Origin of the sequence: Streptococcus sp. 2018WUSS126 (genome assembly GCF_044427425.1) — a bacterium.
Classification (GTDB): Bacteria; Bacillota; Bacilli; order Lactobacillales; family Streptococcaceae; genus Streptococcus; species Streptococcus hashimotonensis.
The window spans coordinates 54920-70808 of the sequence record NZ_JAOTGB010000006.1; the positions used below are offsets into that span (position 1 = coordinate 54920).

The 15889-nt window shown below is 40.2% G+C and carries 10 protein-coding genes; 5 read left to right on the top strand and 5 right to left on the bottom strand.

Going from position 1 to position 15889, the window contains the following annotated elements; all coding sequences use genetic code 11:
* Window positions 1–155: 155 nt before the first annotated feature.
* The 5 genes from ODU34_RS03480 to ODU34_RS03500 all read left to right on the top strand — a co-directional run bounded on the left by ODU34_RS03480 (window position 156) and on the right by ODU34_RS03500 (window position 8957).
* Window positions 156–5936, top strand: coding sequence for a ZmpA/ZmpB/ZmpC family metallo-endopeptidase (locus ODU34_RS03480; protein WP_105178537.1), 5781 nt, complete (start codon window positions 156–158; stop codon window positions 5934–5936).
* A gap of 75 nt (window positions 5937–6011) precedes the next feature.
* Window positions 6012–6515, top strand: coding sequence for a GNAT family N-acetyltransferase (locus ODU34_RS03485; RefSeq protein ID WP_169051024.1), 504 nt, complete (start codon window positions 6012–6014; stop codon window positions 6513–6515).
* Window positions 6508–6975, top strand: coding sequence for an 8-oxo-dGTP diphosphatase (locus tag ODU34_RS03490; RefSeq protein ID WP_105178538.1), 468 nt, complete (start codon window positions 6508–6510; stop codon window positions 6973–6975). Before ODU34_RS03485 ends, ODU34_RS03490 begins: the two co-directional genes overlap by 8 nt.
* Window positions 6976–7174: 199 nt before the next feature.
* A complete protein-coding gene (locus tag ODU34_RS03495) occupies window positions 7175–7984 on the top strand; it encodes a transporter substrate-binding domain-containing protein (RefSeq protein WP_079254971.1) in 810 nt (269 codons plus the stop codon).
* Window positions 7985–8156: 172 nt separating this feature from the next.
* Entirely contained in the window at window positions 8157–8957 is an 801-nt protein-coding gene (locus tag ODU34_RS03500; RefSeq protein ID WP_024407163.1) for a transporter substrate-binding domain-containing protein, read from the top strand.
* A 126-nt stretch (window positions 8958–9083) separates the two neighbouring features.
* On the opposite strand, the gene glgB is transcribed toward ODU34_RS03500, so the two are convergent.
* The 5 genes from glgB to ODU34_RS03525 all read right to left on the bottom strand — a co-directional run bounded on the left by glgB (window position 9084) and on the right by ODU34_RS03525 (window position 15779).
* Entirely contained in the window at window positions 9084–10922 is a 1839-nt protein-coding gene (glgB, locus tag ODU34_RS03505) for a 1,4-alpha-glucan branching protein GlgB (protein ID WP_105178539.1), read from the bottom strand.
* A 72-nt stretch (window positions 10923–10994) separates the two neighbouring features.
* A complete protein-coding gene (gene glgA, locus ODU34_RS03510; RefSeq protein WP_024385259.1) occupies window positions 10995–12440 on the bottom strand; it encodes a glycogen synthase GlgA in 1446 nt (481 codons plus the stop codon).
* Between the two features lie 8 nt (window positions 12441–12448).
* A complete protein-coding gene (gene glgD / locus ODU34_RS03515; protein WP_009909890.1) occupies window positions 12449–13564 on the bottom strand; it encodes a glucose-1-phosphate adenylyltransferase subunit GlgD in 1116 nt (371 codons plus the stop codon).
* Window positions 13565–13576: 12 nt separating this feature from the next.
* Window positions 13577–14704 (bottom strand): glucose-1-phosphate adenylyltransferase, encoded by a 1128-nt coding sequence (locus tag ODU34_RS03520; RefSeq protein ID WP_105178540.1) that lies wholly within the window; start codon window positions 14702–14704, stop codon window positions 13577–13579.
* 163 nt (window positions 14705–14867) lie between these two features.
* Window positions 14868–15779, bottom strand: a complete 912-nt coding sequence (locus ODU34_RS03525) for a LysR family transcriptional regulator (RefSeq protein WP_012775137.1) — start codon at window positions 15777–15779, stop codon at window positions 14868–14870.
* Window positions 15780–15889 lie beyond the last annotated feature (110 nt).

The window sequence follows — 15889 nt, forward strand, 5'->3', positions numbered from 1 at the left end:
AGAATCAGAAATATTAGTACACCCTATGTATCGCAAATAAACTGATCAAAAGATTGAACTAAGAATGTTTCAAGAATGCAAGACAAAAAATTTGTAGAAACCTCTCTTAGTAGGTATAATGGTTTCTATACTATTTAGGGAATAGGGGAGTTTTTATGAAGAATATTTTTGGTGAAAAACGACAGCGGTTCGGTTTTCGGAAACTGTCAATTGGACTTGTCTCGGCAGCTGTAGCAAGTTTGTTTTTTGCATCGTCGGTCGCAGCAGCACCGTCAGCTAGTGCTCAGTCTATCAATTATTCCTATGTGACAGAGCAAGAATTGACAGATGCAGAAAAGGAGTTGATTATTCGTGACTTGCCTGGCTTAGCTCAGGAAGCGGATGCAAATTATTACCTGATTTATCGTCCAGCTACTGGCACAGCATCTACTCCATCGACAAGCACGTCTCAAGTGTTGCCAAATACTGGCTCTGTAGAAACTGGACTATTGGTGGCGGGCGGAGTGTCTCTCCTATTATTAGCTGTTAGATTTGGTAAAAAAGGTAAGAAGGAGTTGGCGGGTGTCATCCTTTTGACAGCTACGGGAGCAAGCTTCTTGGGTCCAACTAGCTCCGCATTGACGAGTCAAATTTTGGATCGATATAACCATGCTATTGAAATATCTGCAGGACAAGCATTGCCGACCCCAGCTGAGATTGATGGCTACGTTTATGTAGGATATTTGAAGGATAGCAAAGCTATTGAACAAACTACTTCGGAAGAGGAAAAAACAGCGGAATTCCCAGTTTCAGAAGGAATCCGTACAGAAACCATTGTCAACAAGACAGAGGCCATTCCATTTGAAATTCAAACCGTAGAAAATCCCCAATTATCTGAGGGGACAGAGCGAGTGGTACAAGAAGGACAGGATGGGGATCGTACTGTAACGATTAAACAAGTCCATTCAAAAGGTCAAATTATTTCGGAAGAAGAGATTTCCTCGACTGTTACAAAAACTGCTGTTCCAAAGATTGTTGAAGTTGGTACAAAACAAGCAACCGATGATATTGTTACAGAAGCACCAGATACAGAACCAAGTTATGAAAACTCGACGAATTCTTTAACAGAAGAATCAGTTACTCATACCGAAGTCTTTGCCTTTGATGTGCAAGAAATCTATGATGTAAACTTGGCAGAAGGTAGCCGTGAAGTTGAACAGAAGGGACAAGATGGTGTTCGGACAATCGAGACTAAGAATTATTATGCCGATGGTGTACTAATCAAATCCGAACAAGTTTCAGATGTAGTGACAAAAGCGCCAGTAACAGAAGTTGTAAGAGTCGGCACGAAAACAGCAGATGTTCTTGGAGTTGAAACTGTTGTCGCAACAGAAGAACTTCCGTTTGAAACGACAGTCACAGAAACAGAAGAACTTTATGTTGGAGAAGAAAAAGTTGTTAATGAAGGTAAGGTTGGTTCTAAGGAAGTTACCACTACTTATCAGACAATCAACGGAGTCCGTCAACCAAACCCAACAGTGACTGAGAGAGTCCTTGAAGAGCCAACAACGAAAGAGGTTCTCAAAGGAACAAAATCAATAGAGGGTACGGAAACCGAAACTAATCAAGTTGAAATTACCTTTGAAACAGAGTATGTTGATGACCCGACACTGCTAGAAGGTAAGACCAAAGTTGTAACGGTGGGTGTAAATGGCTCTAAGACAGTTACGACAACTTACCAGACTATCAAGGGAGTTCGTCAGGAAAATCCTACTGTAACAGAAGAAATCACCAAACAACCAGTTAAGCAAGTCATTGCGCGTGGTACAAAGGTTGAAAAAGTACCACAAGTGATTATCACAGACTTGGTTGAAAATGACGATGCCAAGTCAGCGACAATCAGCTATAAGTTGACAGATGAAACTGCCAACTTCCAACGAGCTCTTGCCCTTCTCTATGATAATACAGGTGCCTTGGTTCAAGAACAGGCCATTACAGATCCAAATGGCCAGTTGACACTTGAAAATCTTGATTTCTACACAGATTACACTGTTAAGACTAAGATTTTCTACACAATGGCAGAGCAGGAACAAAGCTCAGAACAAGAAGCTGTTCTTGAAAGCATGCGTAAATTTGATTTGGTCTACAAGAAGATTGAAATCAAGGATATTGATGCGGTGACTGTTTACCGTCGTAAGAATGGTAGCTACATTGGTCAAGAATTCTTGGAAGAACTGCCAACAAACACAGATGAGTTGTTTATCAAGGTGACTTCAGATCGCTTCAAGGAAGTATACCTACCTGTTTCAAGTGTTGAAGAAACGACTTTGAACGGTAAGGCAGTCTTCAAACTAGTTTCATCCTTTGATGAATTGGTACAGGACAAGGATGCCCAATACGTTGCCAACCGTGAATTCTACATTCCTAAGATGGCGACTGATGCAAATACCTACACATCCTTCAAAGCTTTGATTGATGCTATGAAGGCAAATCCAAAAGGCACCTTCAAACTAGGAGCGCATTTGGACGCAAGTGAAGTTCCTGTTGGAGATGTTGCATCGTATGTGACCAACTTTAGCGGTACCTTGGATGGATTAAATGACGGCTACGCCTTTTCTATCAGCAACTTGAAAGCACCACTCTTCTTTAACTTGAGTGGTAAAGTTCAAAACTTGGATATTAAAAATGCAAGCTTGAATACAACCTCTAAGAACCCACTTGCAACAATTGCTATCAATGCCAATGGAGCAACCATTACAAACGTAGCAGTAGAAGCAAGCCTAAAAGGTCCGCAAAACGTATCAGGTCTGGTTCAGTCAGCAACTAATACTACTATCAAGGATGTATCCTTCAAGGGAAGTATTGAAGTAACTGGAACTGATGCAAGCCTAACTGGTGGTATCTTGGGTAACGGTACGATGGCAAGTGTTGGAAATGCCAAGGTTGATGCGACCATTACCCTCCCAGGTACGGAAAATCAAGTAGCTGGTGGTATCGTCGGTCGTACCATGCTTGTCTATGATGTACCAGGAAGTGTCTATAATTCTTATGCAACTGGTTCTATTGTGACGACTGAATCAGCTGCCATCATCGGCGGAATCGCAGGTGCCAACCAAGTAACTGGTGCTTATGCTCCATATAGTGGTAATGTTAACAATGTTATCAGCGATATGACTGGTACGACAAGCATTATCGGTCAACCAGCAAATCCAAATGGTAAGATTAAAGACGGATTTACAACAACATCCGATAGCTTGAGTAATGTCACTGTTATCACTGATGAAGAAGCGCAAGCAAAAGTGGAAGCTATGGCTATTCAAGCGACAATCGACGATTCTGTACCGCTTAATCTCAATCATTATTCAGTAGACTACTTGACCTTGGATAAGGCACAGGCTGACCATGAAATCGCCTACTACAACATGGAGAAAATCTTGCCATTCTACAACAAGGAACTTCTTGTCTATTATGGAAACAAGATTGCGACAGACGATAAGCTCAACAAGGTTCGTTTGCTGGATGTTGTTCCAATGAAGGACAATGTTGTAGTTGCTGATGTCTACGCTGAGAAGGCTAATATCAATAAGATTATGCTTCATTATGCAGATGGCACTGTGGACTACAAGGCAGTTTCTTATCTAGAAGACTTCAAGAATAATCATGTGGTCGAGTACACTATTTCAGGTACGGACTTGATTTACACGCCAGAATCATTCTTGAATGACAGAAGTGCCCTTGTCAATGACTTGGTAAGCAGCCTTTCTACTGTAGTCCTTGATTCAGATGCTATGAAGGCTATTATCAATTATCCTACAAAATTAAATGTGGATACTCAGACTGGCACAGCTAAAGACTTCTACTTTGGTGAAAGCGTTGAACAAGTGAAAGCCAACCTAGAGAGCAACGTTCGTAAGATTTTGGTTGCTAGTCTAAATGGTCAAGGTCAGGCTTCTGAAGACTACATCAAAGAGAAAATCACCAATAACAAAGAAGCCTTTGTGCTAGGTTTGACTTACTTGAACCGTTGGTATGACATCAATTACGGGGACGTAAACACCAAAGATTTGACCATCTTTGAACCTGACTTCTTCGGAAATGATGCAGCATCTGCCCTTGATATGATTCTTGCAATTGGTAATGGTGGCTATGATGTTCTTCGTGCCCACAACAACGTGACCACGTTCGCATCCATCATTGGTAAACAAAATAATCAGACCAAGCTTTTCGATATGCTGGAAGACTATCGTCAGCTCTTCTTACCAGAAATGACCAACAACGAATGGTTCAAACAAACGACTAAAGCCTATGTGGTTGAAGGTAAGTCCTTGATTCCAGAAGTAGCTGCTAAGCAAGAAACGACAGATACTTATAGTAAGTACAATGTCGGTGCCTACAGCAAGATTGTGAATGATACGGTGTCTAACCCAACTTGGAAGTACAACCACATGCTCTTGCCACTCTTGACCCTGCCACAAGAAAATATCTTTATCATCACCAACATGAATACCATTGCGATTGGTTCATACGAGCACTATGTAAATGATTATTCAACAGTTGAAAATCGTGATAAGGTTCGTCAGATGGTTGATTTGGCGGCAGAACGTCAGCGTGACAATGCGGACTTCTGGTATAAGATGATGGACGAAGCCAACCGTGACAAGCTCTTCAGATCTGTCCTCAATAACGAAGGTTACGTCATGTACGGTAAAGATGGCACGAAATCTTATCGCAACTTGACAGCCGATGTTGATGCTATCCAAGATTTCTACGGTCCTATCAACAAGTGGTACCGTGAGCATCCGTCTATTAAGACTGCCTTTGCGGATGGAAGTGAGACCTACTATATCACTTACGATATGCTGTCAGATTATGGCACAGCCCTTTATACCCACGAAATGGTCCACAACCAAGATGGCGATATTTATCTGAAAGGCTATGGCCGCCGTATTGGTCAAGGTATGGAAGTTTACGCCCAAGGTCTTCTGCAAAATGTCTTCAATGTCACTGAGATGAACCTTGGATTCAACGCAGTCTATAATAGCGATGAAGCCAACCGTGTCCATGTCGGAGCCCCAGTTGCACGTTTCAACAGCGAGGCTGATTTCAATGAGTATTACCATAACCAGTTCGATGTGCTTTACTTGCTGGATTACCTAGAAGGTACAAACATCTTGGCTCAATCGGATGCAGCGAAGAAAGCTTGGTTGCGTAAGATTGAAAACTACTATGTCCAAAATAATGGTGTTGATACCCATGCTGGAAACTCTGCTCGTGCATTGACAGATGACGAAGTTGCAAGCTTGAAGTCCTTCAATGATTTGATTGATCAGAGCATTATCGTTCAGCGTCAGTATGTGAACAATACTGCAAACACAAGCAAGAAGTGGGATCGAAACAGTTATGTCAGCGTTCCAATGTTTGCGGCTAACTTCTCAGCCCTTTCAAACTCAAACGGTTCTCCAGGTGATATCATGTTCCGCCGTATGGCCTTTGAATTGATTGCGGCTAAAGGTTACACAGATGGATTTGTACCGTATACTTCTGGCCAATTGTCTGACCTAGCTATGGAAAAAGGCTCTAAGATTTACGATACATGGACTAAAAAAGATGTTGGTTTGATTACAGACAATCTTGTCTTAGACTATGTATTCCAAGGTCAATATACTTCATGGGCTGATTTCAAGAAAGCCATGTTTACTGAGCGTTTGGAAAAAGCAGTAGCAGGCAAACTCAAGCCGTTTACCATGCAGTATGAACTAGGTGTTGCAAATTCTACCAAGGAAGTAACCATCACAAGCTTTGAACAGTTGCAAAACTTGATGAAAGAAGCCATGGAGGCAGACATCCAAGCGAACAGCCTCAACTTGAACAATAGTCGTGTTCATGCACTCAAAGTGAAAGTTTATCAAGCCTTGATGAACTCTACAAATGACTTCAGAACATCGATTTTTAATTAAATAATCATTAACAAGTTGGTCTTGTGCCAACTTGTTTTTTAATGTATACTAGAGGAAAAGTTCAGGGGGTATCGTATGCTTATCAAACCTATGGAGTCAGAGACGGAAATACAAGGCAAGGCTTATGTACATTGGAAGTCTTGGCAGGAAGCCTATGCTGACCTGTTACCTCAGGAATTTTTAAAGAATACTTACACCTTAGAACGCTGTCAAGACTGGGCAGTTCGGTATCCTCAGAATATCTTGATTGCTGTGATGGATGATAAGGTGGTTGGCTTTGCCTGTTACGGCTCGTCTAGTCAGGAGGATTTGCAAGGGGCAGGGGAGCTCTACGCCCTCTATGTCTTGGCGGACTATTATGATCAGAAGATAGGCTACCAGCTCATGCAGGCAGCTTTGGAAAAATTGCAGAGCTACGAAACCGTTACTCTCTGGGTATTGGAGGGGAATGCGCGTGCCATTGCCTTCTATGAAAAAGTAGGCTTCCGATTTGATGGTGTCAAAAAAACGGTCAATTTAGGTGCAGAACGTACAGAATATAGAATGATTTTAAAACAGAAAGAGAGAGAAAATGGCTAGAAAAGAAATGGTCACTTTGACCAACATGTGTCTAATCGAAGACAAGGAAGGGAAGGTCGTTGTACAGATTCGAGATCCCAAGCGTTATCGTTGGTCTGGTGTTGCCTTTCCAGGTGGACATATTGAAGAAGGCGAGAATTTCCATGATTCGGTTGTTCGTGAGGTCTTTGAGGAGACTGGCTTGACGATTGCAAATGCACGATTAGTCGGAATAAAGCATTGGCCGGACAAGGAAGGACATCGTTACATTGTATTTCTCTATAAGGCAACAGAGTTTACAGGAACTATCCGATCAACTGAAGAAGGTGAGGTGCGTTGGGTCGAGAAGTCGGACCTGCCTCAGATGGATTTGGCCTATGATTTGCTAGAAATACTGAAAGTCATGGATGAGCCAGATTTGTCCGAGTTCTTTTATACTAGAAAAAATGAAGATGGAGAGTGGGATAGGAATTTTAGGTAGAAGCTAGAAATAGCTTCTTTTTTATGATGTTTGAATAAAAATACAATAAAAGAGTTGACAAATGTATAAAGACGACATAAAATGTTTTTATCTTTCAAAAAAGGAGAAAAAACATGCATTTTACTACAATGAAAGTCCGATGTTTTATATAAAAAACGGTATAAGTATGCACAGGATTATTTTAAAGGAGAATATGATGATGAAAAAATATATTATGACAGGCTTGGTTTTACTGGCAACGATGACCCTAAGCGCTTGTAGTGGAAATGCTACTCAAGAAGATACTTCTTTGAAGGATGTTCAGGAAAAGGGAAAACTAATTGTTGCATTGAATCCAGAATTTCCACCATTTGAGTTTAGAACACTGGTTGATGGTAAAGATACAATCGTTGGAGCTGACATTGAGCTTGCAAAAGCCATTGGTCAAGAATTGGGTGTAGAAGTTGAATTTTCAGCGATGAGTTTTGATAATGTTTTAAACAATGTCCAGTCAGGGCAATCGGATATTGCCATTTCAGGAATTTCAGCTACTGAAGAGCGTGCAAAAGTGTATGATTTTTCCATTCCTTATTACACCTCAACCAATAAAGTTATTATAAATAAAGAGGATCTTGCACAATATACATCGCTTGATTCTCTAGCTGAGGCAAATATAGGAGCACAAAAAGGTTCTATTCAAGAACAAATCGTTAAAGAACAGCTCCCGTCTTCCACGGTTATTGCTCTGGCTTCGAACGGAGAGCTGATTAATCAATTAAAATCACAGAAGGTAGAAGCAGTTATTTTTGAAGAGCCGATTGCGAAAGCCTATGTTGCCAAAAATGATGATTTGGTTATTTTAGATACTGAGATAAAAAGTAGCTATTCAGATGCCTATGCTATTGCCTTGCCAAAAGGAAGTACAGCCTTAAAGGAAAAAGTTGACTCTGTCATTACAAAACTAGTAGAATCTGGACAGATGGATCAATTTGTTCAAGAAGCCTATGAATTATCCATTGCTAACAATTAAATTTTATACAATTAAATTGAATAAAAATAATATTTTCTTGACAAATGTATAAAAATGAATTAAAATGAGAATACATTCTGAAAAACTGCAAGAAAATACAATGAAAATCAATAAGCTTGTGTTTTTTAGAATAAGTATTTTATTAAAATAATAGAGAAGGTATTTAGGAAATATGAAAAAAATCTTGGCATTAGCAGCAACAGTTTTAGCAGGACTGACATTGGCAGCTTGTTCTTCGACGTCATCACAATCTGCATTAGATAAAATTAAAGAAAAAGGTACATTGGTAGTGGCAACTAGTCCAGACTATGCTCCATTCGAGTTTCAGGCACTAGTTGATGGAAAGAATGAAGTTGTTGGTGCAGATATGATGTTGGCTCAAAAAATAGCCGACGAACTTGGGGTCAAGCTTGAAGTTTCAGCAATGAGTTTTGACAATGTATTGTCTAGCGTTCAAAATGGCAAAGCTGATATTGCAATTGCTGGTCTATCGTATTCGGAAGAGCGTGCAAAAGTTTTTGATTTCTCTGAAAGTTACTATCAAATTTCTGATGTCTTACTTATCAAAAAAGATAGCGCCAATTCACTCACTTCAATTGATGCTATGAGCGGGAAGACTCTTGCGGTACAAAAGGGGTCAACACAGGAAGCCTACGCACAGGAAAATATTAGTCAAGCTAACCTAATTTCTTTAACCTTGATGGGTGAAGCTGTAAATGAGCTCAAATCAGGAAAAGTTGATGCTATTTTAATGGATTCTCCAGTTGCTGCTGGTTATGTTTCACAGAATTCAGATTTAGCCGTTGCATCCGTTGAATTTCCAACGATTGATGAGAATTCGAAAGTCATTGCTTTGCCAAAAGGTAGTACAGAACTAAAAACTGCGATAGACAAGGTTATCGCAGAAGTAAAAGCAAGTGGTGAGTTTGATACTTTCCTTGAGAAAGCTGCAACATATACAAGTGTTGAATAAGAGAAACGAACAATCATCGGAAACGGTGGTTGTTTTTGCATGCAAAAAGAATGGAATAAGTGAGCCACATCCCAAAAGTTAGACAGAAAATTGGGGTCGGTTCAATACTCCATTCTTTATAGATAATTATTTCACACGCTCTAGATAAAAACTGGTCAAACGTGGTACAGTAATTCTAGCTCCATTTTCATCGGGATAGAGGCTAAATGTGTTCATTGGAATAGCATTAGATGAGAAGACAAGTTTATATTCGCTGTCAGCTGGCAAATCCAAGTGTACATCAAACAGTTCTTGATCATTAAAGTTATGAATAGTTAAGATTTCTTGCTCATCACTAGTGCGAGAAAAAGCATACAGGCTTGCTTCTTCATCTATTTTTACCCAATTAAATCCTTTTTCATAGGCTTGGTAGTCATATTTCCAGAAAGCATCATGTTCTTTATAGAAAGTAGATAATGTTTTCATCATTTGATAGAAAGAATGGTGGATTGGAAATTGTAGCAGTCCCCAGTCCATTTCTGTATATTCGTGCCATTCACGGATATGACCCCATTCATTTCCCATGAAGAGTAATTTCTTTCCAGGATGGGCAAAGTAAAAGCTGTAGTATACTCGAGCCAGATGGAACTTATCTTCGTAGTCGCCATTCATCTTCTCGATAATGGAGTGCTTCCCATGAACAACTTCGTCGTGCGAAAGTGGTAGTAAGAATTGCTCGTTTTGGTTATAGTACATACCAAAAGTGATTTCATTTGAGTGATATTTTCGATAAATAGCAGGGCGTTCCACGAATTTTAGTGTATCATTCATCCAGCCCAGATCCCATTTCATATCAAATCCGATACCGCCATCTTCTAGAGGATGTGTGACTTTAGGGAAGCTTGAAGAGTCTTCAGCAATCATCAAGACTCCCTTATAGTCGGTATGGACCATGGCGTTGACACGTTTGATAAAGTCAATAGCGGCATGATTTATCTTATCTTCATCTGTTTCACCACGCCAATAGAGGAGATAAGATAGTGCATCAACACGGATGCCATCAAAATGGAAATACTCCAACCAGTATTTTAAATTAGAAAGAAGGAAAGAACGAGTCAGTCCTTTTCCAAGGTCAAAATTAGCAGTCCCCCACTGGTGGTTTTCACGATCTTGTTCGTAGGAGTATTCGTATAGCCAACTACCATCAAATTGGTAGAGCCCATGAGCATCTTTACAGAAATGAAGTGGTACCCAGTCAAGAATCACTCCGATTCCTGCTTGGTGACATTGGTCAACTAAATACTTAAGTTCATCTGGCTTGCCATAGCGACTAGTTGGACTGTAGTAGCCTGTTACCTGATAGCCCCAAGACGCATCGAGAGGATGCTCGGTAATTGGCAATAATTCAATATGTGTGTAGTTATTTTCCCTGATATGTTCGATGAGAAGTGGAGTAATTTCCTTATAACTATTGAAAGCTTCTACAGGAGCTCCTCCTTCATTCTTATTAGCAAATTTTTGCTTCCACGAACCTAAGTGCACCTCGTAGATGGATACTGGCTGTTCTTTAAAATCATAGTTAACACGATTATACATCCAGAGGTCATCTTTGAATTTATAACGCGAATTGTAGGTTGTAGAGGCAGTGTCTGGACGAACTTGGCTGAAAAATGCATAAGGGTCAGCCTTATATATTTCACGCCCATCGTGTGTGATAATCAGATATTTATAATCTTCAAGGGATTTTAATCCGTCTACATAAAGTTGAAACACACCATCAATTTCACGCTCCATAGAGTGACTGCGTTGCCACTCATTAAAGTTGCCAACTAAGAATACTTCTCTGGCATTTGGGGCATAGACACGAAATTGGGTTCCGATAATTTTGTTTCCTTCTTTTATAATATGAGCACCCATTTTTTCGTAAAGAGTGGTATGCTCACCAGCATTCATATAATATAAATCTAGGTCAGTAAATTCTGTCATAGCAATCTCCATTGCCGAAAAGGAGTGGACTAGGGTCCCACTCCGATTCAGTTTATTTTTTCATCTTATTTCCTAACCACTAATTTCACGGTAGAGCCAGATGTATTTCTCTGCCGAAGCTGTCCAACTAAAATCACGCTTCATAGCTTGTTCAACCATGGCATGCCAGTCATCGGGACGATCATAGTAGGTTTGAAGGGCTAAATCATAGACTTGTCGCATATTGTAAGCGTCACGCCCTCCAAAGCTAAAACCAGTTCCTTCTTTGGTAGACATATTGTATGGTGCTACAGTATCAACCAAGCCACCTGTTTCACGCACTAGAGGGAGTGTTCCGTAATGCATTGAAATCAACTGGCTAATGCCGCATGGTTCAAACATAGAAGGCATGAGGAAAAGATCGCTTGCTGCATAAATTTGGTGGGCAAGTGGTTCATTGTAACCACGGTAGAATGCAAATTTATCAGGATAGGCGTGTTTAAAGTGATTAAAGGCATTTTCAATGTCTTCCTCACCATTGCCTAAGATAACAAATTGGACATGGGCTTGAAGAAGATGGCCAAGTACCTCGGTCAAGAGATAGAACCCTTTTTGCCATGTCAAGCGAGAGACGATACCTATCAATAGGACATTCTCATCTTGTGGAAGGGCAAATTGTGCTTGCAGGGCCAGTTTATTAGCCTTTTTACTTTCAATCGTTTCAAGACTATAATTTCTCACAAGGTACTGGTCTGTTTGACTATCCCAACTATCATAGTCGATACCATTGACAATGCCAACCAAGTCATATTTGCGCAACTCTAGTACATGTTGCATGTTTTCGCCGAATTCTTCCGTTAGGATTTCGCGAGCATAAGTTTCAGAAACTGTAGTAACCTTGTCAGCGTATAGGATACCAAGCTTCATGAAGCTGATACATTCATCATGAAAACGTGCAATACCATCCAAATAGTAGCTATAGTCCATGCCAAGCGCTGACCAAAGCGCTTGTTTATGGAAAATTCCCTGAAAAGCCAAGTTATGAATAGTGAATACATGCTTGATATTGCGGAATTCTTCGCGGTAGCTATAGAAAGTACGGCAAAGGAATGGAAGGGCAGCAGTGTGCCAGTCATGTGTGTGCATGACATCCGGGAAGAAATGAAGTGCTTCTAACAGACGACATGTAGCATGTTGGAAATAGCCAAAACGCATGGCATCATCGTCATATCCATATAGTTCATCGCGTTCAAAGAAATCGCGGTGCTCAATAAAATAGAATGTTACTCCATCAACAACCTGACTGTAAACATTTGCCATAGATTGGATGTCGCCAGCCCGCACATCAAAACTTGATACGTAATCGAAATCAGAGTGATTGTTTACTGCAATTTTTTTGTAGAGTGGTAGAACGACTCGGACATCTAAACCCTGTTTTACCAATTCTTTTGGCAAAGAGCCAATAACATCAGCCAATCCGCCAGTCTTGATGAACGGAAGTCCCTCGGATGCTACAAAGAGAACAGATTTTTTTGTCATGTTAGCTCCTAAATGATTTGGTGTGGTTTCAAGTATGAAGGCGAGGTTTCGCTTCCCTTGATGTCAATTGGGTGAATAATTTTAGTTGCTTTATCGATAATTGCATTTTCAATATTTGCCCCACTCTTGATTGTCACGCCGTTGAGAATGATTGAGTTTTTGATAACAACGCCTTCTTCGATGATAACATCGCGGTCAATGACTGAATTTTCGACTTGACCATTGATGTTCGCCCCGTTTGAAATTAGGCTACGTTTGACCTCTGCCAATGGACCATACAAACATGGTGAGCTATCACTTGTTTGGGTATGGATTGGCCAATCATGTTTGAAGAGGAGTTTGCGGGTATCTTGGTCGATCAATTCAATTTGAGTATTGAAGTAGGAAGCAGTCGTATTGATACATGCGACATAATCACGATGTGCATAGCCCATAATCTTGTACTGGTCAACTGTATCACGTAAAATATCTTTTAACCAGTAGAGAGATGACACTTTGTTAGCACGTTTAATCAAGTCGATAAATGTAGTCCGTTTCATAATGTAGGCTTCAAGGGAAACGGGACGGTTTTTATATTTACCATGGTTTTCCTCAAAAGCTACGACACGATGGTCTTCACCAAATTTGAGAGTTTGGCAGCCGATGAAATTTTCTTTAGCATCTGAAACGTTTTTATAAAGAACGGTAATATCAGCATCCGTTGCGATATGGTCATCCATGACTTTTGAAAAATCCTGGCTATAGATGAAGTAAGATGGAGCAACTAGTACATAATCTTTTGTAGAATTTTCGATGTAGTGGATGTTTTCTGTGAAAGCATTAATATCGTGACGATAGACACTATTTGGGTCTGTTGCGCTATTGAGCAAGCGAAGGGTACCGCGTTTACTGTTGATATTATAGTGTTTTCCTGTACCAACGTGCTGAATTGTTGAACGCATTTCGGCAGGCATGTACACTTGGAATTCTGTAATTCCAGAGTTTGACATATTGGATAGAGCAAAGTCAATTAGGCGATAACGACCTAAGAAACCGAAAGCTTGTACGCCACGGTGCTTCATCACATCACCAAAATGTACGTTGTTTCCTTCAATATTTACAATTCCGAGAGTATTTCTTAGCATAGCAGTCCTTTCTTACTTGGTTACATTCTTGTCGATCAAGAGGATATGGTCGATGTCTCCTGTGAGTTTAACTCCGTCAGCAATTTTAATATTTTCAGCGACGATGACGTAGTCAAGCTCAACACCTTCGCCGATAATAGCACCAGGCAGGACGACAGAATTTTTTACGACGGCATCTTGGTTGACCTGTACATCTGTTGAAATAACAGAATGTACTACTGTACCATCAATAACTGCTCCTTTATCAATATAGGCAGATTTAACAGTTGCAGTCGCACCAATGACTTGGGCAGGAGATCCCTTATCCTCTGAATAGATTCTCCATGAGCGATCAGAAAGGTCCAAATCTCCAGCGTGATCAATCAAGTCCATATTGGATTCCCAGAGGCTGTTAACGGTACCTACGTCTTTCCAATAACCACGGAATGGATGGGCAATGAGAGTGCGGCCATCTTCTAAGTATTTCGGAATGATGTCATGCCCAAAATCGTGAGATGAAGTGTCCAATTTGTCATCTTCTTGAAGGTACTTTTTCAAGGTCTTCCAAGTGAAGATATAGATACCCATTGATGCCAAATTGCTCTTAGGATTTTCTGGTTTTTCTTCAAATTCTTCAATACGGTAATCTTCGTCCGTATTCATGATACCAAAACGTGAAGCTTCTTTGATTGGAACTTCGATAACCGCAATCGTGGCATCTGCTTTTTTCTGAATATGTGTATCAAGGAGTTTGTCGTAGTTCATCTTATAGATGTGGTCACCAGACAAAATCAATACGTACTCTGGATCGTGAAGATCAATGAAATCGATGTTCTGTGTAATAGCGTCGGCTGTACCTTTGTAAAGTCCGAAACCTTCGATTTTTTCACTCGGTGGCAATACAAAGACACCAGATCCTTGTACATCAAGCCCCCAACGTTGAGATTGAGCAACGTATGAGTTCAAGAGAACAGGCTCATACTGAGTCAAAACTCCGACAATATCAATACCTGAGTTGGCACAGTTACTGAGAGGAAAGTCAATAATGCGGTACTTTCCGCCAAATGCGACCGCTGGTTTGGCGACTTTTTTTGTCAACCCTTCTAGACGTGTTCCACGTCCACCAGCAAGAATCATAGCTAACATTTTATTTTGAGCCATCTAACCACTCCTTAATATATATGATACATGTATTATAGCATAGAGTATAAAAAAATGAAAGCGTTTCCTTAAAGAAAAATGAATTATTTTCATTTTTCTTTTCAACGTCTTTCATAAATGTATCATAACATATTGTATTTTGCTTGTATATATAAAATGGTATTTATTTTTGGTCGAATTTTACCTCTTCAAGTAGGTAATTGATGAATTTTTCTCCCATGTCGGACAGCAATGCCTTTTCGTGTTGGATATAGACCAATTCGATTTCATCGTCAAATTCCAGAGGAATGGATACAATATTATCTCCGTTAAGATTTGAATTGAGGATACCTGTTGCGATTGTGTAGCCATCCAGACCGATTAAGAGATTGAAGAGTGTGGCACGGTCAGATACGACAATCGATTTTTTATGGTGTTCCTGGGCTAGAATTTCTTCTGCAAAGTAGAAGGAGTTGTGAATACCTTGCTCGTAGCTGAGATAGGGGAAATCTACCAAATCATCGAGAGTGATTGACTTTCTTTGTGCCAAAGGATTGGTTTTGCTGACAAATACATGTGGTTTGGCAGTGAAGAGAGTTGTATAGGATAGTCGATTGTCATCCAAAAGTTTCAGCAGGACATCACGGTTGAAATGGTTGAGGAAAAGCACTCCGATTTCTGAGCGGAAATTCTTAACGTCATCAATGATTTCCCAGGTCCGTGTTTCACGTAGGAAGAGTTCATAATCTTCCATTTCAGTTTCTTTCAAAAGCGAGACAAAGGCGTTGACGACAAAGGCATAGTGTTGAGAAGAGACGCTAAATAGTTGGCGTTTTGCATTCGGATTTTTATAGCGGTCTTCCAATAGTTCGGTCTGCTCAACAATTTGACGAGCGTAGGAAAGAAACTCCATGCCATCCTTTGTCAGGGTAATGCCCTTAGAATTACGGAAAAAGATTTTAATTTTCATTTCTTTTTCCAAGTCTCGTACAGCGTTGGAAAGGCTAGGTTGGGTAATGAAGAGTTGCTTGGCAGCCTCATTCATACTGCCTGTTTCTGCAATTTTGATAATATAGTATAATTGTTGGATTCTCATACCTCTATTGTAACATGATTTGACAAATTATTCTAAAAAATGTATAATGCTGAAAATATATCCTTTAACTGAGTCCAGAGAGGCGAAGAAGGGAACGTGATAAATAGGGC

What these genes read in the sequence shown, in the direction of transcription:
- glgD (WP_009909890.1), bottom strand. Translation starts at nt 13,564, where the DNA reads ATGCTAAGAAATACTCTCGGAATTGTAAATATTGAAGGAAACAACGTA.
- ODU34_RS03495 (WP_079254971.1), top strand. Translation starts at nt 7,175, where the DNA reads ATGAAAAAATATATTATGACAGGCTTGGTTTTACTGGCAACGATGACC.
- ODU34_RS03485 (WP_169051024.1), top strand. Translation starts at nt 6,012, where the DNA reads ATGCTTATCAAACCTATGGAGTCAGAGACGGAAATACAAGGCAAGGCT.
- ODU34_RS03500 (WP_024407163.1), top strand. Translation starts at nt 8,157, where the DNA reads ATGAAAAAAATCTTGGCATTAGCAGCAACAGTTTTAGCAGGACTGACA.
- ODU34_RS03480 (WP_105178537.1), top strand. Translation starts at nt 156, where the DNA reads ATGAAGAATATTTTTGGTGAAAAACGACAGCGGTTCGGTTTTCGGAAA.
- ODU34_RS03520 (WP_105178540.1), bottom strand. Translation starts at nt 14,704, where the DNA reads ATGGCTCAAAATAAAATGTTAGCTATGATTCTTGCTGGTGGACGTGGA.
- glgB (WP_105178539.1), bottom strand. Translation starts at nt 10,922, where the DNA reads ATGACAGAATTTACTGACCTAGATTTATATTATATGAATGCTGGTGAG.
- ODU34_RS03525 (WP_012775137.1), bottom strand. Translation starts at nt 15,779, where the DNA reads ATGAGAATCCAACAATTATACTATATTATCAAAATTGCAGAAACAGGC.
- ODU34_RS03490 (WP_105178538.1), top strand. Translation starts at nt 6,508, where the DNA reads ATGGCTAGAAAAGAAATGGTCACTTTGACCAACATGTGTCTAATCGAA.
- glgA (WP_024385259.1), bottom strand. Translation starts at nt 12,440, where the DNA reads ATGACAAAAAAATCTGTTCTCTTTGTAGCATCCGAGGGACTTCCGTTC.